Source organism: Streptomyces sp. NPDC058257, assembly GCF_042881845.1.
Lineage (GTDB): Bacteria > Actinomycetota > Actinomycetes > Streptomycetales > Streptomycetaceae > Streptomyces.
On record NZ_JBHVXJ010000005.1, the window covers coordinates 315,479 to 342,346 of the forward strand.

A 26,868-nucleotide genomic window follows, 5' to 3' on the forward strand; every position below is an offset into this window, starting at 1 on the left:
AGACTCGCCCTCATGAACGGCAAGGCTGCCCCCCGCACCGAGGGGGATCTGTCCACGCGCGCGCGCCTGGAGCGCGGGCGCGGCGCGCTCGGTCCCGCCCTTGAGCTCATCCACACCGGGCGTGCCCCGACCCGTGCCGTGCTCACCGCCGAACTCGGCGTCACCCGCGCCACGGCGGGCGCCGTCGCCGCCGAGCTGGAGGCGCTCGGCCTGATCCGGATCGACGCGAGGCCGAGCGCGCCCGCGGGCTCCCAGGGCCGCCCCTCGCACGGCCTCTCCATCGCGGACGACGGTCCTGTGACGCTTGCCGCGCAGGTGCACTCCGACGGTTTCCGGGCCGCGCTCGTCGGGCTCGGCGGCCGGATCGTCGCCACCGCGCCCGGCTGCGAGACGATCGACGCCGACCCGGCGCAGGTGCTCGGCTCGGTCATCGACGCGGGCGCGCAACTGCTGCGGGAGACGGGCAGAAGGTGCGTGGGCGCAGGTCTCGCGGTGCCGTCGGCCGTCGCCGAACCGGACGGCACCGCGCTCAATCCGCTGCACCTGGCGTGGCCCGCGGGCTCGCAGGTGCGCCAGATCTTCGCCGACTGCGTACGGGACGCGGGCATCACGGGACCGGCGTTCGCCGCCAACGACGTCAACCTCGCGGCCCTTGCCGAGCACCGGCACGGCGCGGGGCGCGGGGCCCGCGATCTGCTGTGCGTCGCGACCGGACACCGGGGAGTGGGCGGCGCGCTCGTCCTCGACGGGCGCCTGCACACGGGCAGTTCGGGCCTCGCGCTCGAGGTCGGCCACCTCACCGTCAATCCGGAGGGCCGCCCCTGCCACTGCGGGAGCCGGGGCTGTCTGGACGTCGAGACGGACCCGCTGGCCTTCCTTACGGCGGCCGGTCGCGAACCGGGCCCCGAGGGCCTGCTGCAGCAGGCCCGCGAACTGCTCAGCGACGGGGGAGGGGACCCCGCGGTCCGCTCGGCCGCGGAGGAACTGATCGACCGCCTCGGCCTGGGACTCGCCGGCCTGGTGAACATCCTCAACCCGGACCGCATCATCCTCGGCGGCCTGCACCGTGCCCTCCTGGAGGCGGACCCCGAGCGGCTGCGTGCCGTCGTCGCCGACCGGAGCCTTTGGGGGCGCAGCGGCGGCGTACCGATCCTGGCGTGCACGCTGGACCACAACAGCCTGGTGGGAGCCGCCGAGCTGGCCTGGCAGCCGGTGCTCGACGACCCCCTCGGGGCGCTGGGCTAGACGGGGGTGGACTCCTTCGCGGCTGCGGCTGCGGCGGAAGCCGATGCGGATGCGGATGGGGACGCCGGGCTCTGAGGATCAACGTCACTCGTGGCGCGGGTGGTTCGGTCGCCGCGCAGCCGCTTGAGGTCGGGCAGCAGCGTGACGAGGCCGAGTGCGGCGAGGGCGGCGCCGATCCAGAGCGGCGCCCGAAGCCCGAATGTATCGATGGCGGGTCCGCCGACGGACGTCGCGATGATGATGCCGAGGGTGATGAACGAGGAGTGGACGGTGTTGACCAGCGGCCGGGCGTTGCCCGTGCGCTGGACACGGGTCACCATGGCCGGGTTCATGGTGACCCCGACCAGGCCGATCCCCATCATCAACGCCACGGCGGCGAAGCTCAGTTGGGCGAGAACGGCGAATCCCGCGAGGAACGCCAGATTGAGCAGCAGGCCGATGAGCAGCACCGGGACAGCGTGCTTGTCGGCGAACCGGCCGACGACGGTGTTGCCGACCACGGTGGCCGCTCCGTACGCGATCAGCAGCAGGGGGACGGTGCCGGTGGAGAAGCCGGTGACCTCGGTGAGGATCGGGTTGAGGTAGCTGAAGGCGGAGAAAGTGGCGCCGATGACGAAAGTGCTCGTGGTGAGGGTCAGCCACAGCCGGGGGCTGCGGAAGGCGCCCAGCTCCTGGCGGAGATCGCCACCGTCGTCGTCGGCGCTCTCCACGCGCGGCACCCCGATGAGGGTGGCGATCGCGGCGAGGACGGTCAGGCCGGTGATGGCCCAGAACGCGGCCCGCCAGCCCAGGTGTTCACCGACGATGGTGGAGAGCGGCAGACCTAGGAGCGTGCCCAGCATCAGCCCGTTGAGGGCCACCGCGATGGCCCTGCCCCGTACTTCGGGACGGGTCAGCCGTGCGCACAGGGAGATGGCGACGCCGAAGAAGGCCTGCGAAGCGATACCGGTGATGACGCGGGCCACCAGCATGGTGCGGTAGTCCGGGGCGAGGGCGGCGAGGATGTTGCCGATCAGGAAGATGCCGAACAGGACCATCAGAGCGGACTTCTGACGCATCCTCAGCAATGCGATGGCGAGGAAGGGCCCGCCGAAGGCCATCGCTGCGGCGAAGGCGGTGATCAGGTAGCCGATCTCGGGGATCGTGGCGTCGAGTCCGTCTGCCATCTGCGGCATCAGACCGGCGACCACGAACTCGCTGGTCACCATGGCGAAGATGCCGAGGGCCAGGAGATGGACGGCGCGGGGCATGGGAGCTCCTTTAGGGGTGGGCGGCTGGGGGATGCGCTATGAGCCGGTTATGGCTCTGGTTATGAACTGAGCAGTACAAAATGAGGGCGTGCGGAGGCCGACAGGCCTGATGGGGAGGGGGTGCGATGCATGCACTGCGCGGTGCAGTGCGGTGCGGCGTGGTGCGGTGTGATGCGGCGTGATGCGGTGCCGTGCGGGAAGAGGCTGGGTTGGCCGGTGATCGGCCGGCGCGAATCAGCGCATCGGAAAGTCGGCGGTTCAGCCGTTCGGCGCGGGCGGTTCAGCGGTTCAGCGCGTCCAGGGCGGTCTCGGCGATGGCTGTCAGCGTGGCTCGATCGGCACCGCCCTGCGCCGAGATCCGCATGCCACCGATGATGGCGTTCAGGAAGCGGGCCAGGTCGGTCGCGTCCCGAGTGGAGGTGATGTCGCCACCGCTCTGTCCCGCGCGGATGACGGCACTGATCGCGGCCAGCCGCACCGCGAGGTCGCGCGCGAGCATTTCGGCGGCCTCGGGGTCGCGTCCGGCCAGTTCCACGGTCGTGTTGACGGTCAGGCAGCCGATGCTGTGCCCGTCCTCGCGGCACTCGAACTCGGAGTCGACGACTCGGGTGAACAGGGCGCGAATACGCTCCATCGGGGGGCGCTCGGTGTCCTCCAGGATTTCGACCTGGATGGACGTCATGGAGTCCATGTAGCGGGCCAGGGCTCGTTGGAACAGCTCGTGCTTGCTGCTGAAGGTGTTGTAGATGCTGCTGCGGCCCAGGCCGGTGGCGTCGCACAGATCCTGGGTCGAGGTGGCTTCGTAGCCATTCGACCAGAAGGCGCGCATCGCCGCGTCCAGGGCCCGCTCCTCGTCGAAGGTTCTCGGTCGGGCCATGCCGGTACGTTACCGGTTTTGGAACGAGCAGTGCAATACGAAGTTCAGAGTTACCCCTCAAGGCGGTCTATCAGTAACGTCGACCCTTGACCCTTGACCCTTGAGGCCGGACCGGCGGAACGGATTCCAGGCAGCGGGAGGCACGCTTCCGGGCCGGACCCGTCTGAGCGGCCACCGGCCCGTTCGGCTACGGCGGTGAGGGAGTCGATCGAACAACCGACCGGCCCCGTAGCCGATCGACCCCCTCCCTACGCCCACAGCGCCGCGAACGCCCGCCCCGGATTCACCGTCAGCATCCGCTCCACCACGTCCTTGCCCGCGGCGAGTTCGAGCCGTGGCCGAACTCTGCGCAACAGGTGCACAAGCCCGGGGCCGCCGTTCACCGCGCGCGCCCCGGCCGTTGTCGTGTCGCCGCCCAGGAGCAGTTGGTCGGCGAAGCCCGCCTCCGCCAGGGCCCGTACCGCTTCCGGCATGCGCCAGTCCGTGGCGTGATGCGCGCGGGAAGGGCCGTCGAAGGCGACGTAGGCACCGGCTTCGGCGACCTGGTGGTGGATCGCGAGGTCGGGGGATCGGTTCAGGTGGCCGATGATCAGGCGGTCGGGCGGTACGTCCAACTCGCCGCACAGCAAGTCGAGTACGTCGAGTGCTCCGGTGCCGAGTTCCAGGTGGACGGCGATGGGCGCGCCCGTCGCGTGGTGGGCCTCGGCTGCCGCGTCCATCGTCCAGCGGGCGTGCGTGTCCAGGCCGTGGAAGCCGCCCGCGACTTTGATCAGCCCGGCCCGAACGCCCGTGTCGGCGATGCCCTCGGTCAACTCCCTGACGAAGAGGCCCGCGAGTCCGTCGGCGCGGAGGCGGTTCAACAGCTCCGGTGCGTAGTTGGCTGATTGATGGAGGCCTGTCGCGGCGACGATCCGCACGCCTGACGTCCTTGACAGCTCGGGCAGTTCCCCCGCGCGGCGCCCCATTCCGTGCGGTGTCCACTGGATCAGGCTCTCGCCGCCGGCCGACCGGAAGGCCGAGAGCTCCCGCGCCGCAGAGGTGGCCGAATCCATCTCCTGACCCGGGAGTTGAGGGCTCGTCAGGAAGAGGTGATCATGGGCGTCACAGGTTCCGAGTTCCCCGGGAGCGATGTCCCCGAGGACGGTGCGGACTGTCTGCGTCGTATGGGCCGCGCTGTCGCTGCGGGAGGTGTCCGCTGTACTCACCACTGCCGACCCTCGGGGAGCAGCGCCCGCTCCGGAGCGGATACATGCAGCACCTGGAACACGTCTCCCTGCCCCTTGGGTGATGCGTGGTCCCAGACTGAGAACAGCAGCGCCTCCCACGTACGCGGGTCGATGGCGGCCGCTGCGTAGATCGCGCCTTGCCGATGTATCAACTGGGCTGCCTCATCGGCCAGTTCCTCTGCCAGGTCGCCCACGTGCGTGTGGGCGGGAACGCGTATGCGGTGTCGTATCGCGGCCTTCGCGGTCTTCGTCGCCCTCGCGGGCGCGCCCGCTCCAGCCCCGTTCGCGTACGCCAGACCCGTCCAGTGCCGCACCTCGGGGCGCCCGAAGTCGTCGACGATCCCCTGGAATCCGGGGCCCCAGAGGAAGGAGTTCATTCCCTCGGGGGTGTTCCAGAGGTAGAAGGGCGCGTACTGGTTCACGGGGGATTCGTCGACGCCGCGCTCACGGATCAGATATGCCTTGGCGCCGAGACCCGGACAGTCGTCCAGCAGATGGCCTCTGGTCGCCACCCGGTTGCGGATGATCCCCATGTCGTAATCGGACGGAAGCGTGATCTCGTACTGCATCGCGTGCATGGTGGTTCGCTCCTCGAGCTCAAGCCGCCGGGTACTCGTCCGCGCTCACGTGCGCGTCCCAGTGCGTGGTCGTTCCGTCGTCAGTTGCCTCGACGACCGCCAGATGCGTCATGAAAGTGCGGGGTCCCGCGCCGTGCCAGTGCCATTCGTCCGGCTCGATCCAGACGGTGTCGCCCGCGCGGATTCTCTCCGCCCCGCCGCCCTCGCGCTGCACGAGCCCCTCGCCCTCAAGGACGTGCAGGACCTGCCCGTGCGGGTGGCGATGCCAGGCGGTGTGCGCTCCAGGGGCGAAGTGGACGTTGAACATCCGCAGCCGGGAGGGCGATGGCGGCGCGGCGATCTCGTCCAGCCACACGGTTCCGGTGAAGTTCTCGGCGGGGCCTGCCTGGGTGTCGGGCCGGTTGCGCGTGATGTGCACTGCTCTTCAAGTCCTTTGCGGAGGCGAGGAAGAGGGAAGGGGGTCTCTCGCGCGCGAAGCCTTTTACGCGGGAGGGGTGGTGGCGGCGAACAGGAGCGCGAGCAACCCTTGTACGCCCGTGTCGAAAGCCGCCGGTGACCCCGAGGCCCGGGCCAGTACATAACCGCCCTGGACCGTCGCGACGACCGTCGCCGCGATCGCCCGAGCGTCGAGCGAGAGCGCGAACTCGCCCCGCTCCCTGCCCTCTTCGACGATCCCGGCGATCCGGCCCCGCAGCCAGTCGAGCGTCTCGGTGACGGGCGCGCGCAGCTCGTCGCTCGCGATGACGTCCGGGTCCATCGTCAGCCGGCCGACCGGGCAGCCGCGCAGTACGTCGCGTTCACGCAGCAGGTACGCCTCGATGCGTTCGTACGCCGATCCGGTGCCGCCGAGAACGCCCTCGGCCGTGGCGCGCAACTCGTCCGCCGTGCGTCGGATCGCGGCGAGCGCGAGGTCGGGCTTCCCGTTGAAGTGGTGATACATGCTGCCCTGCCCGGCACCCGCGTGCTGCTGGATCGCCTTGGGGCTCGTGCCGACGTAACCGCGCTCCCACAGCAGTTCGCGGGTGGACTCGATCAGACGTTCCGGGGTGCTCATGAACACACTGTACATACTAGTAGGTACAGAGGTCCAGGGAAGGGAACGGTGGCTGCCGGTGCACCGGCGCCAGGACCGGCCCCGACCGACCCCGCCGGGAGCAGGCCCACAGCCCCCACGTACTCCCGGCGTGGTACTCACACCGCCGCTGGCCGTACGACGACCGGGACCCCCTTGGAGCGCGAGTCTCAATACATCGATCGATACAGCGCTCAAGGCGTCGCTCAAGGCGTCGCCCAAGACGCCGCAGAAATCGCCCCGAGGAGATGGACACCATGAACACCCTGGCTCACTTCGACGGCGGGCCCGGCCCGTGGATCCTGTTCTTCCCGCTCATCTGGGCCGCCGTCGTGATCGGCGGCATCACGCTCCTGCGCCGCACCGTGTGGCGGGGCCGCCGCACACCGTGGCAACGGGACAGCGCCGAGCGGAACGAGCGGAACGAACGGAACGTACGCATCGACCAGAATTCCCCCATCGCCGTGCTCGGCCGTCGCTTCGCCTCCGGCGAGATCGACGAGGACGAGTACTGGCGGCGCCTCTCCGTCCTGAACGAGGAGTTCGGACGCACATCCAAGGGCGGTGCGGCATGACTGTCGCGACCGGACGTGGACACCACGGCGCGACCACCCTCGACGCCGCCCGCGTCACCGAAGCCGTGAAGGTCTACGGTCAGGGTGACACCGCCGTAACGGCCCTGGACGGGGTGAGCGTCGGCTTTCCCGCCGGGCGCTTCACCGCGATCATGGGACCGTCGGGCTCGGGCAAGTCCACCCTGATGCACTGCGCCGCCGGCCTCGACACCCTCACCTCGGGATCCGCCCATATCGGCGTCACCGAGTTGGGCACGCTCGACGACCGCCGCCTCACGCTGCTGCGCCGAGACCGTATCGGCTTCGTCTTCCAGGCCTTCAACCTGGTGCCGACGCTGACCGTGGCCGAGAACATCACGCTTCCGATGGACCTCGCCGGGAAGCGCGGTGACGCGACGTCGGCCGAGTGGACCGATGCCCTCATCGACGTGGTCGGACTGCGCGACCGCCTCCACCACCGGCCCGCCGAACTCTCCGGCGGACAGCAGCAACGCGTCGCCGTGGCAAGGGCGTTCGCGGGCCGCCCCGACGTCGTCTTCGCCGACGAACCGACCGGCAACCTCGACTCGCGCTCCGGCGAGGAGGTCCTGCGCCTCCTCGGCCGAGCGGTGCGGCAGATGGGCCGTACGGTCGTCATGGTCACCCATGACCCGGTGGCCGCCGCCCACGCCGACGAGGTCGTCTTCCTGGCCGACGGCCGCCTGGTGGACCGGATGGCGGACCCGACCGCGGACAAGGTCCTCGACCGGCTCAAGGCCTTCGACACGAAGGCCCCGACCACACTCGGTACCGGGGGAGCGCCGTCATGAGTTCCCTGAGCGCGTCCACCCGCATCAGCCTCTCCTCGCTGCGCGGCCACAAGCGGCGATTCGCCGGTACGTTCCTCGCGGTCATGCTCGGTGTCGCCTTCCTGGCGGGCACGCTCGTCATGGGCGACACCCTGCGCGGCAGCTTCGACACGATGTTCGGCAACGCGACGAGCGGCACCGACGCCGTCGTCCGCAGCGCCGACACCATCACCACCCCCGACGACAGCCAGGGCACCCGGCAGCCCGTCAGTACCTCGCTCGTGGAGAAGATAGAGCGGACCGACGGCGTCGCCGCCGCCGCGCCCGCCATCCAGGGCGCGGGCCAGCTCCTCGGCAAGGACAAGAAGCCCATCGGCGGCGAAGGCCCGCCCACCCTCGCCGGCAACTGGATCGACGACAGCGAGCTGAACGCCTACCAGCTGGCCGAAGGCCGCGCCCCCGCCGAGCCCGGCGAGGTCGTCGTCAACCGAGGCGCCGCCGAAGCCGGTGACCTGAAGATCGGTGACACGACCACGCTGCGCACCCCCGACCCCGTCAAGGTGACGATCGTGGGCCTCGCCACCTTCGGCGGCGAGGACGGCATGGCGCAGACCACCTTCACCGGCATGACACTGGCCGACGCCGAGAAGTACCTGACGCCGAAGCCCGGCGAGGCCACGTCCATCCAGGTGCGGGCCGGGCCCGGTGTGAGCGAGCAGCGACTCGTCGACACGCTGAGTCCCGTACTCCCCAAGGGAGTTGAGGCGATCACCGGCGAGGCGTCGGCGGCGGAGAACACCGACAACATCTCCGGCCGGTTCCTGACGCTCTTCACCAGCTTCCTGCTCGTCTTCTCCGGCGTCGCTCTCCTCGTCGCCACCTTCAGCATCCACAACACCTTCGCGATCGTCGTCGCCCAGCGCACCCGCGAGAACGCCCTGCTGCGCGCACTCGGCGCCTCGCGGCGGCAAGTCACCGCCGCCACCCTGGTCGAGGCAGGCGTGGTCGCCGTGGTGGCGTCCGCCGCGGGCCTCGCGGGCGGCGTCGGGATCGCGGCCGGGCTGCAGGCTCTCTTCCCCGCCATCGGATTCCCCTTCCCCGAGGGCGACTTGGTGGTCAGCGCCCTGTCGATGCTGCTGCCCCTGGCCGTCGGCATCGTGGTCTGCCTGGGCTCCGCACTGCTGCCCGCCGTCCGCGCCGGGCGCACCGCACCCCTGGCCGCCCTGCGTGAGACAGCGGTCGACCACTCCGGGGCATCGCGCACCCGGGCCATGGTGGGCACGGCCCTCGCGCTCGCGGCCGTGGGCCTCTCGCTCACCGGCGTCCTCGTCAGCCCGTCCATGTGGCTTGCCGGTGCCGGGGCGGTCCTCGCGCTCGCCGGGTTCGTCGTGCTCGGACCCGTCGCGTCCTCGCGGGCGGTACGCATTCTCGGCGGGCCCCTCGACCGGCTGCGCGGCGTCTCGGGCGGACTCGCCCGGCGCAACGCCCTGCGCAGCCCCAAGCGGACCGCCGCCACCGCGAGCGCCCTGATGATCGGTGTCGCCGTCGTCTCGCTCTTCACGGTCTTCGGCGCCTCACTGAAGGCGACCATGGACCAGACGGTGAACCGCTCCTTCGCCGGCGACCTGGCCGTCAGTACCCCGGGCTTCGGCGCGGGCGGCAGCGGACTCAGCCCCAAGCTGGCCCCCGCGCTCGCCGAGCGGCCCGAAGTCGCCACCGCGGTCGGCCTCGGTAACGGCGCGGCAGAGGTCGACGGGAAAGGGCGGGCCCTGACCGTCACGGACCCGGGGCCCTTCGCCAAGTCCTTCGACCTCGGCAAGGTCGACGGATCGCTCGACGGTCTCGGCGCCGACGGCATCGCGATCACGCGCGAGGAGGCCGGCAAGCAGGGCCTCAAGGTCGGCTCCAAGGCCGAACTCGCCTTCGCCGACGGCAAGAGGACCACCTTCACGGTCCGCGCGCTGTACGGCAGGTCGGAACTCGCAGGGGACTACGTCATCAGCCGCGAGGCCTGGGCGCCGCACCGCATGCAGGACGCGGACAGCCTCGTATCCGTCACGTTCAAGGACGGCGTGAGTGCGGACGACGGCAAGGCCGCGGTCTCCGAAGTCGCGCAGGAATACGGCAGTCCCGATGTGCAGACCCGTGAGCAGTACGCGCGGTCCGCCGCGGGTGGGATAGACATGATGCTGACGCTGGTCTACGCCCTGCTCGCGCTCGCCGTTCTGATCGCCCTGCTGGGCATCGCCAACACGCTGACCCTCGCGATCCACGAACGGACCCGTGAGCTGGGCCTGTTGCGGGCCGTCGGGCAGACCAGGGCGCAGCTGCGGGCCATGGTCCGCTGGGAGTCGGTGCTTGTCGCGGCCTTCGGCACGGCCGGTGGCCTCGCGCTCGGCGGCTTCCTCGGCTGGGTGCTCGTCAAGGCTGCGGACGGCGCGACGAGCAGTGCCTTCGCGTTCGCGGTGCCGCCCGTACAACTGGCGGTGGTCGTCCTGGTGGGCCTGGCGGCGGGAGCCCTCGCGGGTCTGCGTCCGGCACGGCGGGCCGCACGCCTGGACGTGCTGCGTGCCATCGCCACCGAGTGACGTAGGACGCCCGCCCGGCGGGGCCTGTCACCGCCCGGTCAGCCGACAACGGCCGACCGGGCGGGAGCATGTCCGGGCGCGTGCCCGTCGGCGAGGGACTGCCCGGCGCCGAGTTCCGCGAAAGGGCCCTGCGTGGCCGCGCCGTACGCCGCGAACGTGGACGGCAGTGCGACGGCAGGCGTAGGGGCCGGAAGGGTGAACCAGACGACTTTGCCCGTGTCGCCGTGGGGGCGTACTCCCCAGCTCTCGCTGACCGCGGCGACCATGGCGAGCCCGCGGCCACAGGTCGCGAACGGTTCCGCGTCGTGCACATCGGGAAGGCGGGGGTCGTGGTCGTGCACGGAGACCGTGAGACGGTCGAGCAGCAGCTCGATCTCCACGGTGCACACCTTGTCCGGCTGTGCGTGCCGGTGCACGTTGGTCAGGAGCTCGGTCACGCCGAGCGCGGCCTGGTCTATCAAGGGATCGAGATGCCAGTAGCGCAACTGCGCCGATACGATTCTGCGGACCTGTCCGATCCGCGCCGGCAGCGCCTGAAGCTCTACCGTGCAATACCTGCTTGGCTGGCTGATCACGGGTGCGACTCCCCGAATTGCGGTCCGGAAGAAGGCGACGATCGGATCCAGCAGCGGCCGCGGGGTCTGCCGACTGCTGTCAGTAGCCGGCGGGCTGGTTCGCAGCGTCATCGCCGGTGAACCCAGAGTGATGTGAGACCAGAATGACTCAGGGGGTGCGGGCATGCAACTCGCGCCGCACCTGCCGGGAGCGCGTGGGCTCTCAGGCGCGCGCCCTGTGGCCTCCGGCCCTGCTCACCGCGTCGATGAACTTGCGTACGGTGGGCGGCCCGGACTTGCCCGGGGCCGGGTCATGATCGGCGAGGGTGAGCCGGTAGCGCGTGCCGTTCAGTTCGGCGAGGGCCCGGTCGTCGGCGGCGAACCACGGTTTACCGGCCCGCACCGTCTGGACCGGGGCGCTGTCGATCTCCCGGCCGTAACTGGTCAGGAGCTCGAACCTGCCGTCGGTGATGCGGATTTGACCTGCCCGGGTGAGGGAGCGTAGCCGTCGTCCGATCTGCACGCCCGTGGCCGTGAAATCCGGCTCCTCCATGACGTTCCGCCCCCTTGAGCGATTCGAGTGGTCGTTCGGTACGAGACCGCCGTCCCGTGCGGTGCAGTCTGCACGCACCTGGCGGCTAGCACCAGTGCGTATGAAGACGTGGTCACCAATGGACGCCGTCCGCTGTCCAGTGTGCCGTGCCTCTGTTTCAGCCGACTGAGCCAGGTGTGCCTTTGAGGTGCTCAAAGGTGTGTTTATGCAGGTGAGAAGCGTGCGGAAGGTGTTTATCATCGAGGCGTCGGGCCCGCTCGGAGCGCGGCCAGGTTGACGCCAAGGAGCCGCGCGGTGAGCACCACACAGCAGGAACAAGCCGATGAGCCGATGACCACGCTCGACGTGGACCGCAGCGACTCGGAGTACCGGGTCTGGCTCAAAGAAGCCGTCCGCAAGGTCCAGGCCGACGCCAACCGTTCCGCCGACACGCATCTGCTGCGCTTCCCGCTGCCGGAACAGTGGGGCATCGACCTGTATCTCAAGGACGAGTCCACCCACCCGACCGGCAGCCTCAAGCACCGGCTGGCCCGTTCGCTCTTCCTCTACGGACTCTGCAACGGCTGGATCCGGCCGGGGCGGCCGGTCATCGAGGCCTCCAGCGGCTCGACAGCCGTCTCCGAGGCGTACTTCGCCAAGCTGATCGGGGTGCCCTTCATCGCGGTGATGCCCCGTACGACCAGTGCCGAGAAATGCCGGCTGATCGAATTCCACGGCGGCCGATGTCACTTCGTGGACGACTCGCGCATGATGTACGCCGAATCGGCCGCCCTCGCCGTCGAGACCGGCGGCCACTACATGGACCAGTTCACCTACGCGGAACGGGCCACCGACTGGCGCGGCAACAACAACATCGCCGAATCGATCTACCAGCAGATGAGGTTGGAGCGCTATCCGGAACCCGCGTGGATCGTCGCCACGGCGGGCACGGGCGGCACGTCGGCGACCATCGCCCGCTACGTCCACTACATGCAGTACGACACCCGGCTCTGCGTCGCCGACCCGGAGAACTCCTGCTTCTTCGACGGCTGGACCCGCCATGACCCGGACGCCACCAGCGACTGCGGCTCCCGCATCGAAGGCATCGGCAGGCCCCGGATGGAGCCGAGCTTCGTGCCCGGCGCGATCGACCGCATGATGAAGGTGCCGGACGCGGCGAGCGTCGCCGCCGTACGCGCCCTGGAGCAGGCGATCGGCCGCAAGGCGGGCGGCTCCACCGGAACCGGACTGTGGAGTTCTTTGAAGATCGTCGCCGAAATGGTGGCCGCGGGCCGCACGGGCAGCGTCGTCACGCTCCTCTGTGACCCGGGTGACCGTTATCTGGACAAGTACTACTCGGACGCGTGGCTGGCCGAACAGGGTCTGGACATCAGGGGTTACGCGGCTTCGATCGAGACCCTCCTCGCGACGGGCACCTGGACCTAGAACCCCGCAAGTTCCCTGTGGGACGCGGGGTGGGACTCGGGGTGGGACTCAGGCGTTGGCCGCGGCGAGGCGTCGGTCGAGGGCCGTGACGGCATCGCGGAAGGCCCGTCCCAGGCCCGCCCTGCCGAGCTTCAGGGCGAAGCGGAAGGGCGCGGCGCCGTCCGCGGCGAAGGTCCACTGCACTCGGGTGCCCGTCCCGGCCGGGGTGAGCCGCCACTCTTCGAGCAGGGCGCGCAGGCCCGGGGCGTTCGACTCGTCGACGCGGTAGGCGTACCGCTGTGCCGGGTCGGCCGCCACGACCGTCTCCCAGAAGCGTGTGCCGCCCTTGAGTCTGACCTCGCGGCCCTTGCCGTCGTCCGTGGGTCGGCACAGGGTGACCGCCGTGAACCACTCGGGCCAGTCGGCGATGTCGTCGGCGAGGGCGCGGTACACGGCCTCCGGGGACGCACTCACCTCGCGGGCGAAGACCAGACGCAACGGAGCGGATTCGGCGAACTCAAGTCCCACGGACCTCAGTCGGCGTGCCATCTAACTCAGCCCCCAAGCGGAATCGGGTGGTTGACCGGCCACCGTCACCATAGCTGGCGGACCGTCAGATGTCTGCGGTGCTCCCGGCGTTCTCCGCCTGACCGACGCTCTCGCCGTGTTCGTCCCGCTCGCCCGGCCCCGGCTCCTCGGACTCGCCGGTGACCACCAGGCGCCGCAGGTGCTCGGAGATCTCACCCCGCGCCTCCGCGGGCAGTCCGGCGTCGGTCACGAGCGTGTCGACCTGCTCCAGAGTGGCGAACGAACTGAGGCCCACCGTCCCCCACTTGGTGTGGTCGGCGACCACGATGACCCGCCGCGCCGAGTGCACGAGACGCCGGTTGGTCTCCGCCTCCGCGAGGTTCGGCGTGGACAGGCCCGCCTCCGCCGATATGCCGTGCACACCCAGGAAGAGCACGTCGAAGTGCAGCGCGTCGATCGCCTGGTCGGCGACCGGGCCGACCAGGGAGTCCGACGGGGTGCGCACGCCGCCCGTGAGCACCACGGTGGCCGCGCCCTGACGCCGGCCCGAGGTGCGCTGCGCGGAGTGGAAGACGTCAGCGACCCGCACCGAGTTCGTCACCACCGTCAGGTCCGGCACATCCAGAAGATGATGGGCCAGCGCATACGTCGTCGTGCCGCCGGAGAGCGCGATCGCCGTGCCGGGCGCCACCAGGGAGGCCGCGGTGCGCGCGATGTCCTCCTTGGCGTTCAGCTCAAGACCCGACTTGGCCTCGAACCCCGGCTCGTGCGTGCTCGCCTCGACCACCGGGACGGCGCCGCCGTGCACCTTCTCCACGACGCCCTGGCGCGCGAGGGCGTCGAGATCGCGGCGGACCGTCATGTCCGACACACCCAGCTTGCGGGTCAGTTCGTTGACGCGGACCCCACCTCGACGGCGTACCTCATCGAGGATCAGGGCGCGGCGCTGCTCCGCGAGGAGGTTCTGATTCTCACTCACGTCCGTCACGGCCCTTCTGCCTCGTCACACCCGTCGCACCCGTCAAATGCGCTGCCTCATCTTCGCACGCGCCCCCGACAGGCGGCCCACCGCCCGAGAGCGTGCGTTCACTCGGAACGGGGAGATTACGTGATGAGGGGTGTGGAGGGGGCCATGTGCGGAGAGCCTTCTTCCCTGACCAAGCGCATATTCGGGGGAGCACGGCGCACATCGGGGGAAGCGGAACAGTGGCAGCTGACAACAGAGAAGAGACGGCTCTCGAACTCCTCGTCCACGGAGTCGGGGGCACCACACCCGAGAGAATGCTGGGCGACCCGAGCACCGTCCGGGTCTCCGGCGACGACACGGCAGCCGTTTTCCGCCGTACCGAGGACGCCGACGCGGAGAAGCGTCCGGACGACTACCGGGGCAAGCCGATCCCCGAGGCGTACGTCTGGTGCAATCTGACCTCAGGGAACGGCTCGCGGGCCCTGTGGCTCCTGCTCCTTCCGTTCATGGTGGTCAACCTCGCCCACTGGATGCGTCCCACATCGCGGCACATGAAGAAGACCGTCCGTACGTACGGCCTCCTGGTGCGCCTCATCGGACTCACCCTCACCGTGCTGCTCGTCGCCGCCGCCTGCGAGGTCGCCATCGACCTGACGGCCTGGCAGTGCGCGGGCACCCCCAAGTGCGCCGCCGAGCGCTCCTGGCTGGGCTTCCTCGCGCCCGACGCCTCCGGGCACGGCGGCTGGTGGAGCCAGCCGGGGCGCCGCCTCGCACTCGCCGCGCTGGTGCCCGCCGCGCTCACCGGACTGCTCTGGTACCTCTCGCAGCGCACCTGGAGCGCGTACGAATCCCAGACACCGCTGCCCCACCAGGCCGACCCTGAGGAGGACGCCGGACGGACCGGCGCGCTCGGCAGGCCCGGATTCTGGTACGGGCGCCGTCTTGTGGCCCGCCTTCGGGCCGCGCACACGGCCGCCGGATTCCTGACGGTGGCCGCGGCGGTCGGCACATCGGCCGCGCGCCACGACCGCGGCTCCGGCGGGTCCGCGCTGCTCGACGCCCTGGGCTGGATCCTCGACGTGACGCTCGTCCTGGCCGGGGTCGTCGTCGTCCTGGTGGTCTGGCGCAGGGGCCGCAGCGAGAACAGACTCGACCAGCACCTCGACGAGAAGCTGATCCGCCGACTGCCCCTGGGCGCGCTCACCCTGCTCGTCCTGACCCTCCTGTACGCCGGATGGTCACGCCCCGACTGGACCTCGGAGGGCAGGCTGCCGGGCAACGCGACCTTCGGCGGCATCACCCTGGTCCAAGGCCTCCTGGTCATCGCCCTCGCCGTGGTCGCCCGCGCGCTCTACCGCACGGCCCCCGACCCCCGCACCGCGATGCGGGGCTTCGCCGGACCCGCCGTCGCCATGCTGTCCTGCGCGCTCGGCGGCGTGATGTCGGGAGGCGGCGCCCAGCGCGTCGCCGACTGGCTCGACGGCGCCGGGGCGCCCGGCTCCGGCGGCACCATAGACGGCCCGCCCGTGCTCCTGACCTGGCAGGCGTCCGTGATCCCGCCCCTCCTCGTGGTCGTCGCGGCACTCTGCGGCTGGCTCGGCGTCCGCACCTGGCAGCGGGCCCGCCGCGACCGGCCGAACGTGCCGCGCGATTACCCGGGCGAGCCCGAGGACGCGGCCCGCAGCCGCCGCATCGCGGGCACGCGCGCGCGTGCCGCCCTCACCGACCGGGCCCCGCTGCTCGTGGGCATCACCTCAGGGGTCACGCTGCTGCTCGGTGCCGGGGCGCTCGTCGGCGCCTGGGTGAGCGAGGAAGTGCCCAGCGAAGCCGCGCAGGGCCTGCCGCTCTTCTTCGAAGGAGCCGCCGAGACCTCGCAGGCGCTGGGCTCCTGGCTGATCGGCTTCGGCTTCATACTGTTCGTGACCTGGGGCCGCCGCGCCTATCGGGACCCCTCCGCACGCCGCACCATCGGCATCCTGTGGGACGTCGGCACGTTCTGGCCCCGCGCCGCCCACCCCTTCGCCCCGCCCTGCTACGCCGAGCGCGCGGTCCCCGACCTCACCTGGCGCATGCACACCTGGACCCGCGCGACGCGCGCCACGGGCGGCAGGCTCGTCATCTCAGGACACTCCCAGGGCAGCGTCCTGGCCGCCGCTGCCGCCTGGCAGCTGTGGCCCTCCGTCCGCAAGAGGGTCGCCCTCCTCACGTACGGATCCCCCCTGGAGCGCCTCTACGGCCGCTGGTTCCCGGCACACTTCGGCCCGGCCGCCCTCAGCTCGCTGCACCGCGAGGTCGACTGCTGGCGCAACCTCCACCGCACCACCGACCCGATCGGCGGTCCCGTCCGGGTGGAGCCCGACGGCGACGGACCACGGGTCGACCACGACGCACTCAAGGACCCCTTGGTCTACGGCCGCACGCAGGCGCACCCGCTGCCCGCACCGATCCTGGGCCACTCGGACTACCAGGCCGACCCGGCCTTCGCCGAGGAGCGCGCCCGGCTGCTCGCCAGGCTCAAGCCCGCCGTGCCCGCCCCGCGCCCACAGACCGCCGAACCCGCCGAGACCGCCTTTGCCCCGGAGAGTCCGCCGTGACGGTCACGGCAGCTCGGGCAGATCCTCCGGATACAGCAGGGTGAGGTCGTCCGTGCTGGGCTCTTCGAAGTGGGCGACGCGCCCCGCGTGCCGCTCCACCATCGCCTCGAACGTCTGGCGCGCGGTGCGGCCGTTGCCGAACGCGGGACCCTTGGGAAGCGCCGTGAAGTACTTCAGGAGGGCCTCGCCCGTCCCCGTGTCGAGGCGGTACTCGTGCTCCTCTGCCTGCTGCTCGACGATCCGGAGCAGTTCCTCGGGGGCATAGTCCCCGAAGGTGATGGTCCGTGAGAAGCGCGACGCCACACCGGGGTTCACGGAAAGGAACCGCGCCATCTCCGCCGTGTATCCCGCGACGATCACCACCACCGCCTCGCGGTGGTCCTCCATCAGCTTCACCAGCGTGTCGATGGCCTCCCGGCCGAAGTCACGCCCGGAGTCCTCGGGCGAGAGCGCGTACGCCTCGTCGATGAACAGCACACCGCCGCGCGCCCGGTCGAACGCCTCCTGCGTGCGGATCGCCGTCGACCCGATGTGCTCGCCCACCAGGTCGACCCGCGACACCTCGACGAGATGCCCGCTCTCCAGGACACCGAGCGACGCCAGGATCTCGCCGTAGAGCCGCGCCACGGTCGTCTTGCCGGTGCCGGGGGAGCCGGTGAACACCAGATGGCGGCGCACGGACGCGGCCTTGAGCCCCGCGAGCAGCCTGCGCCGCCCGACCTCGATCATGTCGGTGAGGGCGCGCACCTCGCGCTTGACGCTGTCCAGGCCGACCAGCGTGTCGAGTTCACCGAGCACGTCCTTCGACGAGCGGGACGGCGGCCCGGGGGCCGTCTTCTTCTCGGCCGCCGGGTCCGTGACGCGCTGCCCGGGGATGGCGCCGAGCAGGCCCACCGACTGCGTGGCCGTCCGCGGGGCGGACTCCTGCGCCGCGGATGCCGCGCTGCGCACCCCGCCGCTCTCGTCGCTGGTGCAGTCCTCGACGAGCGGCCCGTCCTCGGCGAACTCGAAGCCGCCGCGTGCGCACCGCTCGGTGCGGCACTTCTTCAGGGTCGTACGACATCCGTCGATGACGTGGAAGCCGTACCCGCCGCTGTCGGTCACCCGGCAGCCCTGCAGGCTGCCGCGGCCGCCCGCCGAGACGTAGAAGCCGGCCTCCGCGGGCGAAGTGACCGTGCAGCGCTCGATGGTGGGGTCGGCGCCCTTGGTGACGATGACACCGGTCTGTACGCCGTCGACCGTGCAGTTGGCCAGGGTGCCGCCGCTGCCGTGGTCGCGGAACCACGCGCCGGTCGCGGCGTCGCGGATACGGCAGTCGTCCAGCTGCGCCGTCGCGCCGTCGCTCACGGACACCGCCGTGTTGCGCACCTGGGAGAGGTCGCTGTCGACGACGTCGGCGCGCGAGCCGCGGTCCAGGACGAACAGCGCGTCCGGCACGTCGTGCACCCGGCAGGACTCCAGGACGGCCGTCGCGCCGTCGCTGACCCACACCGCGGGGTAGTCGCCCGTGCTGTCGTGGATCTCGCACTGGTTGGCGTCCACGCGGGTGCCCGGGTCCCACACCGAAAGGCCGTTGCGCCCGAACTGGCGCACGGTGGAACGCGTCAGGGTGAGGACCGAGCGGGAACGCAGGTCGATCGCGTTCTCCGGGATGTCGTGGATCCGGCAGTCGGCGAGCGTGAGCACGGCGTCCGTGTCGAGCGTGACGCCGTCCGACGTCGTGCGGTGCACGTCGCAGTCCGTCAGATGCGCCGCGGCCCGCGCGGTGATCTGCACGCCCGTGCCCTTGACCTCGTACACCTCGCAGCCGATCGCCTCGAGTCCCGAGTGCTCACCGGTCACCGAGAGCCCCGCGCCGGAGGCGTGATGCACCCGGCAGCGCTCCAGACGGGGGTGCGCGCCGCCGCGCACGGCGACGCCCGACTGCCCGGCCGAGACGATCTCGCACTCCTCGAAGACACCGCCCCCGCCGTCGAGCACGGCGATGCCGATGCCGCCGGGGTTGTCGACCGTGCAGCGCCGCACGGTCGGGCGCGCTCCGCCGCGCACCTCTATGCCGGCCGCGGAACGCGTCACCACGCGTACGTCGACGAGTTCGGGCGCTCCGTCCTCGACGAGCAGCGCGGGCGCCGCCGAGTCCTGCCCCTCGACATGCAGGTCCTGCACCACGGCGGACGACCGGACGGTGAGCGGCACCCCGTCGGAGGGCGCGATGCGCACGGAGCCGGGGGAGCCCTCGGGGCCGCGCAGCGTCACCGCCCGCTGGACGACGAGGTTCTCGCGGTATGTGCCGGGGGCGATGGTGAGCACGTCCCCGTCGCTCGCGGCCTCCAAGGCGGCAGCGAGCGATGCGTAGTCGCCCGTGCGGCGCCGCCATCGCGAGGTACCGGTGTGCGTCACCTGGACCGTGCCCTGTGCCATGGAGTTGCTCTGCCCCCACCTGGTCGTACGCGGGACCTCACGACCTCGCGCAAGGCGCCGAAGAGTTCGGCCGGTCCACCGTAGCGCGCGCGGCGAGGGCGAGTTGACCCGATCGCCAGGCTCTCACCTGGTCATCGCCGGTCTCTCACCGGCCCCGGAGGCGGTATCGGCGGCTCAGGAGCCCGTGCCGGTCCGTCCCCAGTCCGGTCCCGCCTTGTCCCAGGCCTGGTCCCAGCGGTCGTAGCGACGCAGGACGATCCGCCAGACGACAAGTCGCCTTGCCCCCTCGACGAGTCCGGCGGCCGCGAGCGCGACGCCGAATCCGGCAAGGGTCGCGTGCGTGGTCGCGGTCGCGTCGTCCAGCGGGCGGCCGACCACCTGACCGTGCTCGTCGGTCCAGAGCCGGAAGCGGTCGCCCCGGTCGGGGGACCGGAGGTCGGCGAGCACCGCGCCGGAGTGCCTCGTGCCGTCCGGAGCGGTCCAGCCGGCGAGCACACGGCTGTGTCTGTCACGCGCGGACGAGGTCTCGGGATCGGGGTCGACCGGGGGGCTCGCGAGCTTCTTGATCACGGTCCCGGCCACTTCGTGACGCATCTCGTGCTGCTCCCGCACCGACTGCCGCAGGGCGTCCTGCGTCAGTCCGCCGATGGCGAATCCGGCAAGCGGCGCCGCGACGGCGATGAGCAGCACGGCCACGCACGCCACCCAGGCCTCGACGAGGTCGGTCTTCCTGCGCAGCGGATTGTGTCGCCAGCGCCAGAGTCCGACGAGTGCTCGCACAGTCCTGCACCCCCTTCCGCGTCCGTCTTAACCACGAACGGCACGGCCCACGCGTCGGCGGGAAGAAGAGAGAGGGAAATCACCCTTCTCATCCCTGCTCTGATCCCCACCCAACCACACTCAACGACCGGTCCCAGCCTTTGAGTTCCCCGAGCCGGGGCCTTCAATCGAGGACGGTGAACGGGTCACCGATCCGGACCGATCCGGTCGTTTCCGGCACCAGATTCTGGCCGAAGACCAGCTGGTCACCGAAGCGGCGGTGCTTGGCGAGCGTCCGCAGCGGCTCCTTGCCGCGCTCCGCGCTGTGCTGGTCGGTGGTGGTCACGACGCAGCGACCGCATTTCTTGGCGACCCGGAAGGCGACATCGCCGATCGCGACGCGCGACCAGTCGTCCTCGGCCCAGGGCGCCGTCCCGTCCACGACCACATTCGGCCGGAAACGGTTCATCGGGAGCGGCCCCTCGTCGGAGTGATCACCCTGCGCGATGAGCGAGTTCAGGGCGTCCAGGGAGGAGAGCGTGGTCAGAAGCAGCGGATACCCGTCGGCGAAGGAGACGGTCTCGCCCTCCGTGGCGTACGCGGGATCGATGGGCCGCCGGGTCGCGGGGTCGTCGAGGTGGACGAGCCGGACGTCCGTGTCGAGATAGGCGCTGAACCACGCGTGCGCCGCAGGGTCGGCGGGCTCGGCCTCGACCTTGTCCTTCCAGATCTCCACCGTGACGCTCTCGCCGGAGGGCGGCACGGCGACCGTCAGCGGTTCCAGGCCGGGCGCGGACATGCGTATGCCGCCGCCGGGCAGGAGCTCGGCGGCAGCCAACGCGAGCCGCGGATGCGGCCGTTGCGTGATGACCCGTCCCTCGCCGTCGATCAGCACCCACCGTCGGTCACCCGCGAGTCCCCAGGGCTCGACGACGGCCTCACGCGGAGCGTGTCCCCCGACCGCCTTGAGCGGGTAGTAGTGGATCGAGTGCAGCGCTGGATTCGGCATACGGTCATCCTGCCAGCAGCCGCTGACAGGGACCCCTGCGGGCGAATCAGTAGCCGCGGTAGGGGCGGTTGTACGGATCCTCGTACGTCGCCGGGGCGGGGCGGGGCGACGCGGGGCGCATGGCCTCGTAGCCCGTTCCGGCCGGGGGGCGCTGTTGCTGCTGTTGCTGCTGGGGCCCCGGGTAGCCGCGCGGCGGTGAAGGCTGCTGCGGGATGTACGGCGCGGGCGCCTGCTGCAGCGGCGCGGGCTGCTGCGCGTAGCCGTACGCGGGGTTGTGGTGCGACGGGGCGGCGGGCAGCGCGGCGATCGGGGCCTGGAGCGCGGGCAGGTGACTACCCGTGTCGTACGCGGAAGGGACCCGGATCGGGGCGATCTGAGGAGTACCCCGCTCGGCGACAAGGGAGTCGTAGATCGGAGTGTCCGGGAAGGACGGCGCGGAATAGTAACCGCCGCCATAGGTGGAGCGGGGGGAGGTCATGACACATAAGTTAAGCCCTTGATGTGCTGGTTGGGGAGACCGATAAGAGGGTTGTTTTACGCGTCGGTAGTGACTCGGCTTCCCCAATCTGAGCGAACTTGGGAGAAATCGGTCGCAAGGCGGCGTATGAATCGTGTAAAAGCCGCGCTCCGTCCGGGTTACCGGCGGTTGACGCGTGGTTGACGTGGAGGCCGCGCGAGAGGTGTCGGCGGTCGGTGTGGGCGGTGGGGCGTGGGCCTCTCGGTGGTCCGGGTAATAGGTTGGTCATGAACGGGACGGCGGCCCGGCCGGACGTGGCCACTTGCGATGGGGGCGGACATGACAATGCCTAAAGGTTCGAATGTTCCTGTGCCGGCACCTGCCGTGCGCGTCGAGTTGGGGTGGACCGCGGGAGCCGGGGTGCCGGACACCGACGCGTCGGCCCTGTTGCTGGCCGCATCCGGGAAGGTCCGCTCGGACGACGACTTCATCTTTTACAACCAGGCGGTCCACTCCTCGGGCGCGGTGCGCCACGAGGGCAAGAAGACCGAGGGCGGCCGGGTGAGCGACGCGCTCGTGGTGGACCTCGCGCGCGTGGAGCCCGCCATCGAGACCGTGGTGCTCGCGGCCTCGACGGACGGCGGCGCCTTCGGACAGGTTCCCGGACTCTTCATCCGGGTCGTCGACGCGGCGAACGGCGCCGAGATCGCGCGCTACGACAGCGAGGACGCGACCGTGGAGACGGCGTTCGTCCTCGGCGAGCTCTACCGCCGCCAGGGCGCGTGGAAGTTCCGCGCCGTCGGGCAGGGCTACAGCAGCGGTCTTGAGGGTCTGGCCACGGATTACGGCATCTCGGTGGACGAGCCGCAGCAGGCGGCGCCGCCCGCACCGGCCGCGGCGCAGCCCCCCGCGGCCCCGGCTCCAGCAGTTCCGGCGGCTCCGGCGCCGCCCGTCCAGGCCCCGCCGCCGCCCCCGCAGGCTCCCGCTGCCCCGCCCGCCGCCGCCCAGCCGGTGCGGCTGTCCAAAGTCACGCTCACCAAGGACGCGCCGTCCGTCTCGCTGACCAAGCAGGGCGGCACATCCGGAGCGATGCGTGTGAACCTCAACTGGGAGGTGCGCAAGCAGTTCAAGGGCTGGGCCAGCAAGCTCGGCCGGGCCGTGGCGATGCACGCGGACCTCGACCTCGACCTGTGCGCCCTGTACGAACTGGCCGACGGCCGCAAGGGCGTCGTCCAGGCCCTGGGCAACGCCTTCGGCTCGCTGGACCAGCCCCCGTACCTGCTGCTCGATGGCGACGACCGTACCGGCGCCGTGTCCAGCGGCGAGAACCTCACGGTCAACCTCGACCACATCAAGGACTTCAAGCGCATCGTCATCTTCGTGACGATCTACGAAGGCGCGCGCAGCTTCGCCGACCTGAACGCCACAGTGACCCTGCAGCCGCAGCACGGCGCCTCCATCGACTTCTCACTCGACGAGTGCACGGTGCCCTCCACGGTCTGCGCGCTCGCGCTGCTCACGAACAACAACGGCGATCTCTTCGTCCAGCGGGAGGCCCGCTACCTGGTGCCCGAGCGCGGCGTGAGCCCGCAGCGCACCATCGACTACGCGTACGGCTGGGGCATGAACTGGACGCCCGGCAGGAAGTGATTCAGCGCTGCTCGGGAGCGGGATCGGGGCGGGCGTACGTCCGCCCCTTCCACGCCGCTCCGCGCCCCCTGTAGTGCTGCACCGCCGAATCCACCGTCATGAGGAGGTAGAGGAAAGCGGTGAACGGCAGGAGGGGAGCGAGCCAGAGCGTCTGCCGGTAGTAGCGCAGCATCGGGAGGTACGTCGCCGTCATCACGAGCCACGCGAGCCCGCCGAGCAGGGCGGGCAGGGCGTGCCCGGTGGCCAGGCCGACGCCCAGCGTGACCGGGGGCGCGAGATAGATCAGGGCGAGCCCCAGGACCGTACCGACCAGGATCAGGGGGTTGTGCCGCAGTTGGGCATAGGCGCTGCGAGAGACCATCCGCCATAGGTCGCCGAGCCCGGGGTAGGGGCGCACGCTGTCGACGCGCTCCGCGAGCCCCAGCCAGATGTGGCCGCCCGAGCGCTTCACCGCCCTGGCGAGGGACACGTCGTCGATCACCGCTTGCCGGATGGAGTCCGGGATCCCCGCGCGTTCGACGGCCTCCACGCTCACCAGGACACATCCACCGGCGGCCGCGGCCGTGCGCGAGCCCTTCTCGGCGATCCACCGGAACGGATAGAGCTGCGCGAAGAAGTACACGAACGCCGGGACGACGAGCCGCTCCCACATGCTCGCCACCCGCAGCCGGGCCATCAGCGAGACGAGGTCGAAACCGGCCGTCTCCGCCGCCGCGACCAACTCCCGCAGACTGTCCGGCTCATGGGCGATGTCCGCGTCGGTCAGGAGCAGATACCGGGGTCCACGCGCGCGTGCCAGGCCGATGCCGTGCCGCACGGCCCAGAGTTTGCCGGTCCAGCCCGGCGGCGGCTCACCCGGTGAACCGACGGTCAGCGGCAGCCCCCCGTACCGGTCGGCCAGCGCGCGGGCCAGCTGCCCCGTGCCGTCCGAACTCCCGTCGTCGACCAGGAAGATCTCGGCCTGCCCGGGGTAGTCCTGGGCAAGCAGCGAGGGGAGGCTCTCGGGCAGCACGGCGGCCTCGTCACGGGCGGGGACGACGACACAGACCGAGGGCCAGGTGTCCGGTTCGCGGCGTGTCGGCAGACGCAGGTCCGTGCGCCAGAAGAAGCCTTGTCCCAACAGCAGCCACAGCCAGGCGACAAGCGATCCGGCGGCGGTCCACACAACGGCGCTCATCCGCCGCAGTCTGCCCCACGGCACGGGGCGCGGGAGGCCGATCGACTATGGTGACCGGGTGAAGATCGCGCTCATAGACTCGGGTATCGGCCTGCTCCCCGCCGCGGTGGCGGTACGTCGTCTGCGGCCGGACGCCGATCTCGTCCTCTCGTCGGACCCCGACGGACTGCCCTGGGGCCCGCGCTCCGCCGAGGACGTCATCCAGCGCTCGCTCGCCATCGCCGAAGCAGCCGCCGCGCACCGCCCCGACGCGCTGATCGTGGCCTGCAACACATCGTCCGTGCACGCCCTGCCCGCCCTGCGCGCCCGGTTCGAACCCGACCTGCCCGTCATCGGGACCGTACCGGCGATCAAGCCGGCCGCGGCGGGCGGCGGCCCCATCGCGATCTGGGCCACTCCCGCCACCACCGGCAGCCCCTACCAGCGCGGCCTCATCGAAGAGTTCGCCGGCGGCGTCGGCGTCACCGAGGTGCCCTGCCCCGGCCTCGCGGACGCCGTGCAGTACGCCGACGAGGCCGCCATCGACAGGGCGGTCGCCGCCGCGGCGGCCCTCACCCCGCGCGATGTGAGCGCCGTCGTCCTGGGCTGCACCCATTACGAACTGGTCGGGGAGCGCATCCGCACGGCCCTCCAGCAGCCCGGCCTTCCGCCCCTCGTCCTGCACGGCTCCGCCGGAGCGGTCGCCGCCCAGGCGCTGCGCAGGACCGGAGAGCTCCCCGACCCGGGCAGCGGCACGGAAGGCGGCCTGACGGTGATCCTGAGCGGCCGCGCCGCCGAGCTGCCCGTCGCCGCCCACACGTACGCCGAAGGAAGGCTGCTCGCGGCGGTCAGCCCCGCGCGCTGAACAGTTCCGGACGCCGAGTCCGCAGGACACACCTTCCGGAGCAGTGACGCTCTGCGACGCGATGCCTTCCCAGCGGAACGTGAGTAGTCTCTGACGCATGAGGGACCACACTCACGGTGAGCGGGGCAGCACAGCCGACGCCCCGCCGGAAGTCTGGACCGGTAGCGCGACCAACCGCGCGCAGTGGCTGCTGGCGCTCGCCGGCGCCCTCTGCCTGGCACTGGGCATCGAGCTGGCCGTCGACAACATGTGGACGTCCGGGATCGCGGCCCTGGCCATGGCTGTCGTGGGATGCGTCGCCGCCGGACTGCTGATCCTGTTCGGCACCCTGGCCTTCGTCCATGTCGCCGTGAAGGTCGACAAGGACTCCCTGGAAGTGCGCTGCGGTCACATGGGTCTGCCGCGCCGCCGCATCCTGCTCTCCCACGTGGTGGGCGCCGACTTCGCGCAGGCCGTCAGCCCCAGGCAGTGGGGCGGCTGGGGCTACCGCTCGCGGCCCGAGCTCGGTACCGCGGTCGTGGTCAGACGTGGCGAGGGCCTGGTGCTCAGCCTGGGCGACGGCCGCAAGTTCACGGTCACCGTCGACGACGCCGAAGCGGCCGTGAAGATCATCCGGGATCGGCTGTCCCTGGCGAAGCACCCGGCGCCCTGACAAGGGCCGGTTCGTCGCCCAGCGGTCGCGCCGTGGCGATGCCCGCGAGATAGCCCGCGCCCGCCGTCACCGCCGTGACGCTCAGCGCGTTGCCGACCGAGGCGACGGCGGCAAGGGCCGTCAGGGCCGCGCCCGCCGAAAGGACGACCTGGGTGGAGCGCGGCGAGCGGTACAGGGTGTACAGAAGCCAGCAGAACACCGCCGCGAGCAGGACCACGCCCGCCAGTCCCTGCTCGGCCGCCTGCTGCAACGGCGCCGAATGGGGCCTGCCGTCCGTGAGGAGATTCTCGGCCACCGTGGGACTGGAGTCCGCGAACCGGCCGGGGCCCACGCCGAGCGCCGGTTCCCGGCCCGCGAGCGCGAGCGCGTCGTGCCACAGCTCCACCCGGTGCCCGTCGAGCTGGCCCTCCAGCGACGCGCTCAGCCCCTCCGGGAGTACGTCATCGGCGATTGCCCAGGTCAGACCGGTCACCACCGCCGTGGCCAGGGCGAGACCGACGAGACCGACGACCCTGCCCCGCATCAGGGCGGTCGCCAGCGAACAGAGCAGGATCCCGGTGCACGCGACGACACCGGCCATCGAGCCGAGCACCACGGCGGCCACCACGATGCCCACGGCGAGCAGGCGCATCGCGAGCCGCGTCGAGGGCCCGCGAGCCGCCCATGCCGCCGTGCAGGCGGCCCCCGACGCCAGGATCAGGAGTGCGGCCGCGGCGCCGGTGTGGCCAAGGGGGGCCGTGGCGACGGGACCCGGCGAGAGGTGCGGGGCCGCCGCCGCGAGACCGATTCCGGCCAGTGCGCCGGCACAGGGCGCGGCGACCGGCAGGAGCGCCCCGCAGATGCGCCCGCCCGCGTACCCCGCGGCCACGGCGAGCACCGCGAGGAGCACGCCCTCGGGCTGACCGCCGTGCATTCCGGCGCTGATCAAGGTCCAGGCGGCGCAGACACCGAGCAGCGCGACGCCTGTCGCGTCCGACGCGCTGCGCCGTTCGTACGCCCCCGGTGGCTCGGCCGTCGCGGCCATCCCCGTTGTCCCCACCCCGTCGCCCCCCGCTGTGTGACGGGCCCTGAACGCTGTGGCTCGATCCGGCCGCAGGTCA

General features: G+C 71.2%; 25 protein-coding genes. 9 read left to right on the top strand and 16 right to left on the bottom strand.

The window, feature by feature from the left end; all coding sequences use genetic code 11:
• Nucleotides 1–12: 12 nt before the first annotated feature.
• Entirely contained in the window at nt 13–1,245 is a 1,233-nt protein-coding gene (locus ACFVXC_RS16310) for an ROK family protein (protein WP_389905805.1), read from the top strand.
• Here ACFVXC_RS16310 and ACFVXC_RS16315 read toward each other — a convergent pair.
• From ACFVXC_RS16315 to ACFVXC_RS16340, 6 genes are all read right to left on the bottom strand, one after another.
• A complete protein-coding gene (locus ACFVXC_RS16315; RefSeq protein WP_389905806.1) occupies nt 1,242–2,495 on the bottom strand; it encodes an MFS transporter in 1,254 nt (417 codons plus the stop codon). The two genes, ACFVXC_RS16310 and ACFVXC_RS16315, sit on opposite strands and share 4 nt — an antisense overlap.
• A gap of 280 nt (nt 2,496–2,775) precedes the next feature.
• The gene (locus tag ACFVXC_RS16320) at nt 2,776–3,372 is read right to left on the bottom strand and encodes a TetR/AcrR family transcriptional regulator (protein WP_389905808.1); all 597 of its coding nucleotides are present in this window, start codon (nt 3,370–3,372) and stop codon (nt 2,776–2,778) included.
• A gap of 248 nt (nt 3,373–3,620) precedes the next feature.
• Nucleotides 3,621–4,577, bottom strand: a complete 957-nt coding sequence (locus ACFVXC_RS16325; protein WP_389905809.1) for a phosphotriesterase — start codon at nt 4,575–4,577, stop codon at nt 3,621–3,623.
• The gene (locus ACFVXC_RS16330; RefSeq protein WP_389905811.1) at nt 4,574–5,176 is read right to left on the bottom strand and encodes a DUF4865 family protein; all 603 of its coding nucleotides are present in this window, start codon (nt 5,174–5,176) and stop codon (nt 4,574–4,576) included. Before ACFVXC_RS16330 ends, ACFVXC_RS16325 begins: the two co-directional genes overlap by 4 nt.
• Nucleotides 5,177–5,195: 19 nt before the next feature.
• The gene (locus ACFVXC_RS16335) at nt 5,196–5,594 is read right to left on the bottom strand and encodes a cupin domain-containing protein (RefSeq protein WP_389905813.1); all 399 of its coding nucleotides are present in this window, start codon (nt 5,592–5,594) and stop codon (nt 5,196–5,198) included.
• A gap of 63 nt (nt 5,595–5,657) precedes the next feature.
• Nucleotides 5,658–6,230 (bottom strand): TetR/AcrR family transcriptional regulator, encoded by a 573-nt coding sequence (locus tag ACFVXC_RS16340; protein ID WP_389905814.1) that lies wholly within the window; start codon nt 6,228–6,230, stop codon nt 5,658–5,660.
• A 275-nt stretch (nt 6,231–6,505) separates the two neighbouring features.
• Between ACFVXC_RS16340 and ACFVXC_RS16345 the strand changes: the two genes are divergently transcribed.
• From ACFVXC_RS16345 to ACFVXC_RS16355, 3 genes are read left to right on the top strand one after another with little or no spacing between them, the layout of a single operon-like run.
• Nucleotides 6,506–6,823 carry an SHOCT domain-containing protein gene (locus ACFVXC_RS16345; protein WP_389905816.1) on the top strand — a complete coding sequence of 106 codons (318 nt, stop codon included), beginning with the start codon at nt 6,506–6,508 and terminating at the stop codon, nt 6,821–6,823.
• Nucleotides 6,820–7,632, top strand: coding sequence for an ABC transporter ATP-binding protein (locus tag ACFVXC_RS16350; RefSeq protein ID WP_389905817.1), 813 nt, complete (start codon nt 6,820–6,822; stop codon nt 7,630–7,632). Before ACFVXC_RS16345 ends, ACFVXC_RS16350 begins: the two co-directional genes overlap by 4 nt.
• Nucleotides 7,633–7,637: 5 nt before the next feature.
• Complete coding sequence (locus ACFVXC_RS16355) at nt 7,638–10,199, top strand: ABC transporter permease (protein WP_389905954.1); 2,562 nt, start codon at nt 7,638–7,640, stop codon at nt 10,197–10,199.
• Nucleotides 10,200–10,237: 38 nt separating this feature from the next.
• Here ACFVXC_RS16355 and ACFVXC_RS16360 read toward each other — a convergent pair whose 3' ends face one another.
• Nucleotides 10,238–10,774, bottom strand: coding sequence for an ATP-binding protein (locus ACFVXC_RS16360; protein ID WP_389905819.1), 537 nt, complete (start codon nt 10,772–10,774; stop codon nt 10,238–10,240).
• A 202-nt stretch (nt 10,775–10,976) separates the two neighbouring features.
• Entirely contained in the window at nt 10,977–11,306 is a 330-nt protein-coding gene (locus ACFVXC_RS16365) for a hypothetical protein (RefSeq protein WP_389905821.1), read from the bottom strand.
• Between the two features lie 330 nt (nt 11,307–11,636).
• Here ACFVXC_RS16365 and ACFVXC_RS16370 point away from each other — a divergent pair, with 330 nt between their 5' ends.
• Complete coding sequence (locus ACFVXC_RS16370; protein WP_389905956.1) at nt 11,637–12,731, top strand: PLP-dependent cysteine synthase family protein; 1,095 nt, start codon at nt 11,637–11,639, stop codon at nt 12,729–12,731.
• A gap of 48 nt (nt 12,732–12,779) precedes the next feature.
• Here ACFVXC_RS16370 and ACFVXC_RS16375 read toward each other — a convergent pair whose 3' ends face one another.
• Together ACFVXC_RS16375 and ACFVXC_RS16380 are read right to left on the bottom strand one after the other, a co-directional pair.
• Nucleotides 12,780–13,259 carry an SRPBCC family protein gene (locus ACFVXC_RS16375; protein WP_389905823.1) on the bottom strand — a complete coding sequence of 160 codons (480 nt, stop codon included), beginning with the start codon at nt 13,257–13,259 and terminating at the stop codon, nt 12,780–12,782.
• Between the two features lie 64 nt (nt 13,260–13,323).
• Nucleotides 13,324–14,217, bottom strand: coding sequence for a DeoR/GlpR family DNA-binding transcription regulator (locus tag ACFVXC_RS16380; protein ID WP_389905825.1), 894 nt, complete (start codon nt 14,215–14,217; stop codon nt 13,324–13,326).
• A 227-nt stretch (nt 14,218–14,444) separates the two neighbouring features.
• On the opposite strand from ACFVXC_RS16380, the gene ACFVXC_RS16385 reads away from it, so the two are divergent.
• Nucleotides 14,445–16,799: a hypothetical protein gene (locus tag ACFVXC_RS16385; protein WP_389905827.1), complete on the top strand. Its 2,355-nt coding sequence runs from the start codon at nt 14,445–14,447 to the stop codon at nt 16,797–16,799.
• Between the two features lie 3 nt (nt 16,800–16,802).
• On the opposite strand, the gene ACFVXC_RS16390 is transcribed toward ACFVXC_RS16385, so the two are convergent.
• The 4 genes from ACFVXC_RS16390 to ACFVXC_RS16405 all read right to left on the bottom strand — a co-directional run bounded on the left by ACFVXC_RS16390 (nt 16,803) and on the right by ACFVXC_RS16405 (nt 21,466).
• The gene (locus ACFVXC_RS16390) at nt 16,803–19,220 is read right to left on the bottom strand and encodes a right-handed parallel beta-helix repeat-containing protein (protein ID WP_389905829.1); all 2,418 of its coding nucleotides are present in this window, start codon (nt 19,218–19,220) and stop codon (nt 16,803–16,805) included.
• Between the two features lie 174 nt (nt 19,221–19,394).
• Complete coding sequence (locus ACFVXC_RS16395; protein WP_389905830.1) at nt 19,395–20,000, bottom strand: hypothetical protein; 606 nt, start codon at nt 19,998–20,000, stop codon at nt 19,395–19,397.
• Between the two features lie 163 nt (nt 20,001–20,163).
• Nucleotides 20,164–20,988: an MOSC domain-containing protein gene (locus tag ACFVXC_RS16400; RefSeq protein WP_389905832.1), complete on the bottom strand. Its 825-nt coding sequence runs from the start codon at nt 20,986–20,988 to the stop codon at nt 20,164–20,166.
• A gap of 46 nt (nt 20,989–21,034) precedes the next feature.
• Nucleotides 21,035–21,466, bottom strand: a complete 432-nt coding sequence (locus tag ACFVXC_RS16405; RefSeq protein WP_389905834.1) for a DUF6643 family protein — start codon at nt 21,464–21,466, stop codon at nt 21,035–21,037.
• Nucleotides 21,467–21,772: 306 nt separating this feature from the next.
• On the opposite strand from ACFVXC_RS16405, the gene ACFVXC_RS16410 reads away from it, so the two are divergent.
• The gene (locus ACFVXC_RS16410; protein WP_389905835.1) at nt 21,773–23,095 is read left to right on the top strand and encodes a TerD family protein; all 1,323 of its coding nucleotides are present in this window, start codon (nt 21,773–21,775) and stop codon (nt 23,093–23,095) included.
• Between the two features lies 1 nt (nt 23,096).
• On the opposite strand, the gene ACFVXC_RS16415 is transcribed toward ACFVXC_RS16410, so the two are convergent.
• A complete protein-coding gene (locus tag ACFVXC_RS16415) occupies nt 23,097–24,272 on the bottom strand; it encodes a glycosyltransferase (protein ID WP_389905837.1) in 1,176 nt (391 codons plus the stop codon).
• 58 nt (nt 24,273–24,330) lie between these two features.
• On the opposite strand from ACFVXC_RS16415, the gene ACFVXC_RS16420 reads away from it, so the two are divergent.
• Together ACFVXC_RS16420 and ACFVXC_RS16425 are read left to right on the top strand one after the other, a co-directional pair.
• A complete protein-coding gene (locus tag ACFVXC_RS16420) occupies nt 24,331–25,116 on the top strand; it encodes a glutamate racemase (protein ID WP_389905839.1) in 786 nt (261 codons plus the stop codon).
• Between the two features lie 97 nt (nt 25,117–25,213).
• Nucleotides 25,214–25,768 carry a hypothetical protein gene (locus tag ACFVXC_RS16425; RefSeq protein ID WP_389905841.1) on the top strand — a complete coding sequence of 185 codons (555 nt, stop codon included), beginning with the start codon at nt 25,214–25,216 and terminating at the stop codon, nt 25,766–25,768.
• Here ACFVXC_RS16425 and ACFVXC_RS16430 read toward each other — a convergent pair.
• Nucleotides 25,725–26,792: an O-antigen ligase family protein gene (locus ACFVXC_RS16430; RefSeq protein ID WP_389905843.1), complete on the bottom strand. Its 1,068-nt coding sequence runs from the start codon at nt 26,790–26,792 to the stop codon at nt 25,725–25,727. The genes ACFVXC_RS16425 and ACFVXC_RS16430 overlap by 44 nt on opposite strands.
• Between the last annotated feature and the right edge of the window lie 76 nt (nt 26,793–26,868).

Bases quoted from the DNA above. Each gene is read 5' to 3' on its own strand.
- ACFVXC_RS16310 (WP_389905805.1), top strand. From the start codon at position 13: ATGAACGGCAAGGCTGCCCCCCGCACCGAGGGGGATCTGTCCACGCGC.
- ACFVXC_RS16375 (WP_389905823.1), bottom strand. From the start codon at position 13,259: ATGGCACGCCGACTGAGGTCCGTGGGACTTGAGTTCGCCGAATCCGCT.
- ACFVXC_RS16415 (WP_389905837.1), bottom strand. From the start codon at position 24,272: ATGAGCGCCGTTGTGTGGACCGCCGCCGGATCGCTTGTCGCCTGGCTG.
- ACFVXC_RS16410 (WP_389905835.1), top strand. From the start codon at position 21,773: ATGGGGGCGGACATGACAATGCCTAAAGGTTCGAATGTTCCTGTGCCG.
- ACFVXC_RS16390 (WP_389905829.1), bottom strand. From the start codon at position 19,220: ATGGCACAGGGCACGGTCCAGGTGACGCACACCGGTACCTCGCGATGG.
- ACFVXC_RS16425 (WP_389905841.1), top strand. From the start codon at position 25,214: ATGAGGGACCACACTCACGGTGAGCGGGGCAGCACAGCCGACGCCCCG.
- ACFVXC_RS16365 (WP_389905821.1), bottom strand. From the start codon at position 11,306: ATGGAGGAGCCGGATTTCACGGCCACGGGCGTGCAGATCGGACGACGG.
- ACFVXC_RS16345 (WP_389905816.1), top strand. From the start codon at position 6,506: ATGAACACCCTGGCTCACTTCGACGGCGGGCCCGGCCCGTGGATCCTG.
- ACFVXC_RS16400 (WP_389905832.1), bottom strand. From the start codon at position 20,988: ATGCCGAATCCAGCGCTGCACTCGATCCACTACTACCCGCTCAAGGCG.
- ACFVXC_RS16315 (WP_389905806.1), bottom strand. From the start codon at position 2,495: ATGCCCCGCGCCGTCCATCTCCTGGCCCTCGGCATCTTCGCCATGGTG.
- ACFVXC_RS16320 (WP_389905808.1), bottom strand. From the start codon at position 3,372: ATGGCCCGACCGAGAACCTTCGACGAGGAGCGGGCCCTGGACGCGGCG.
- ACFVXC_RS16330 (WP_389905811.1), bottom strand. From the start codon at position 5,176: ATGCACGCGATGCAGTACGAGATCACGCTTCCGTCCGATTACGACATG.
- ACFVXC_RS16350 (WP_389905817.1), top strand. From the start codon at position 6,820: ATGACTGTCGCGACCGGACGTGGACACCACGGCGCGACCACCCTCGAC.
- ACFVXC_RS16370 (WP_389905956.1), top strand. From the start codon at position 11,637: ATGACCACGCTCGACGTGGACCGCAGCGACTCGGAGTACCGGGTCTGG.
- ACFVXC_RS16430 (WP_389905843.1), bottom strand. From the start codon at position 26,792: ATGGCCGCGACGGCCGAGCCACCGGGGGCGTACGAACGGCGCAGCGCG.
- ACFVXC_RS16405 (WP_389905834.1), bottom strand. From the start codon at position 21,466: ATGACCTCCCCCCGCTCCACCTATGGCGGCGGTTACTATTCCGCGCCG.
- ACFVXC_RS16340 (WP_389905814.1), bottom strand. From the start codon at position 6,230: ATGAGCACCCCGGAACGTCTGATCGAGTCCACCCGCGAACTGCTGTGG.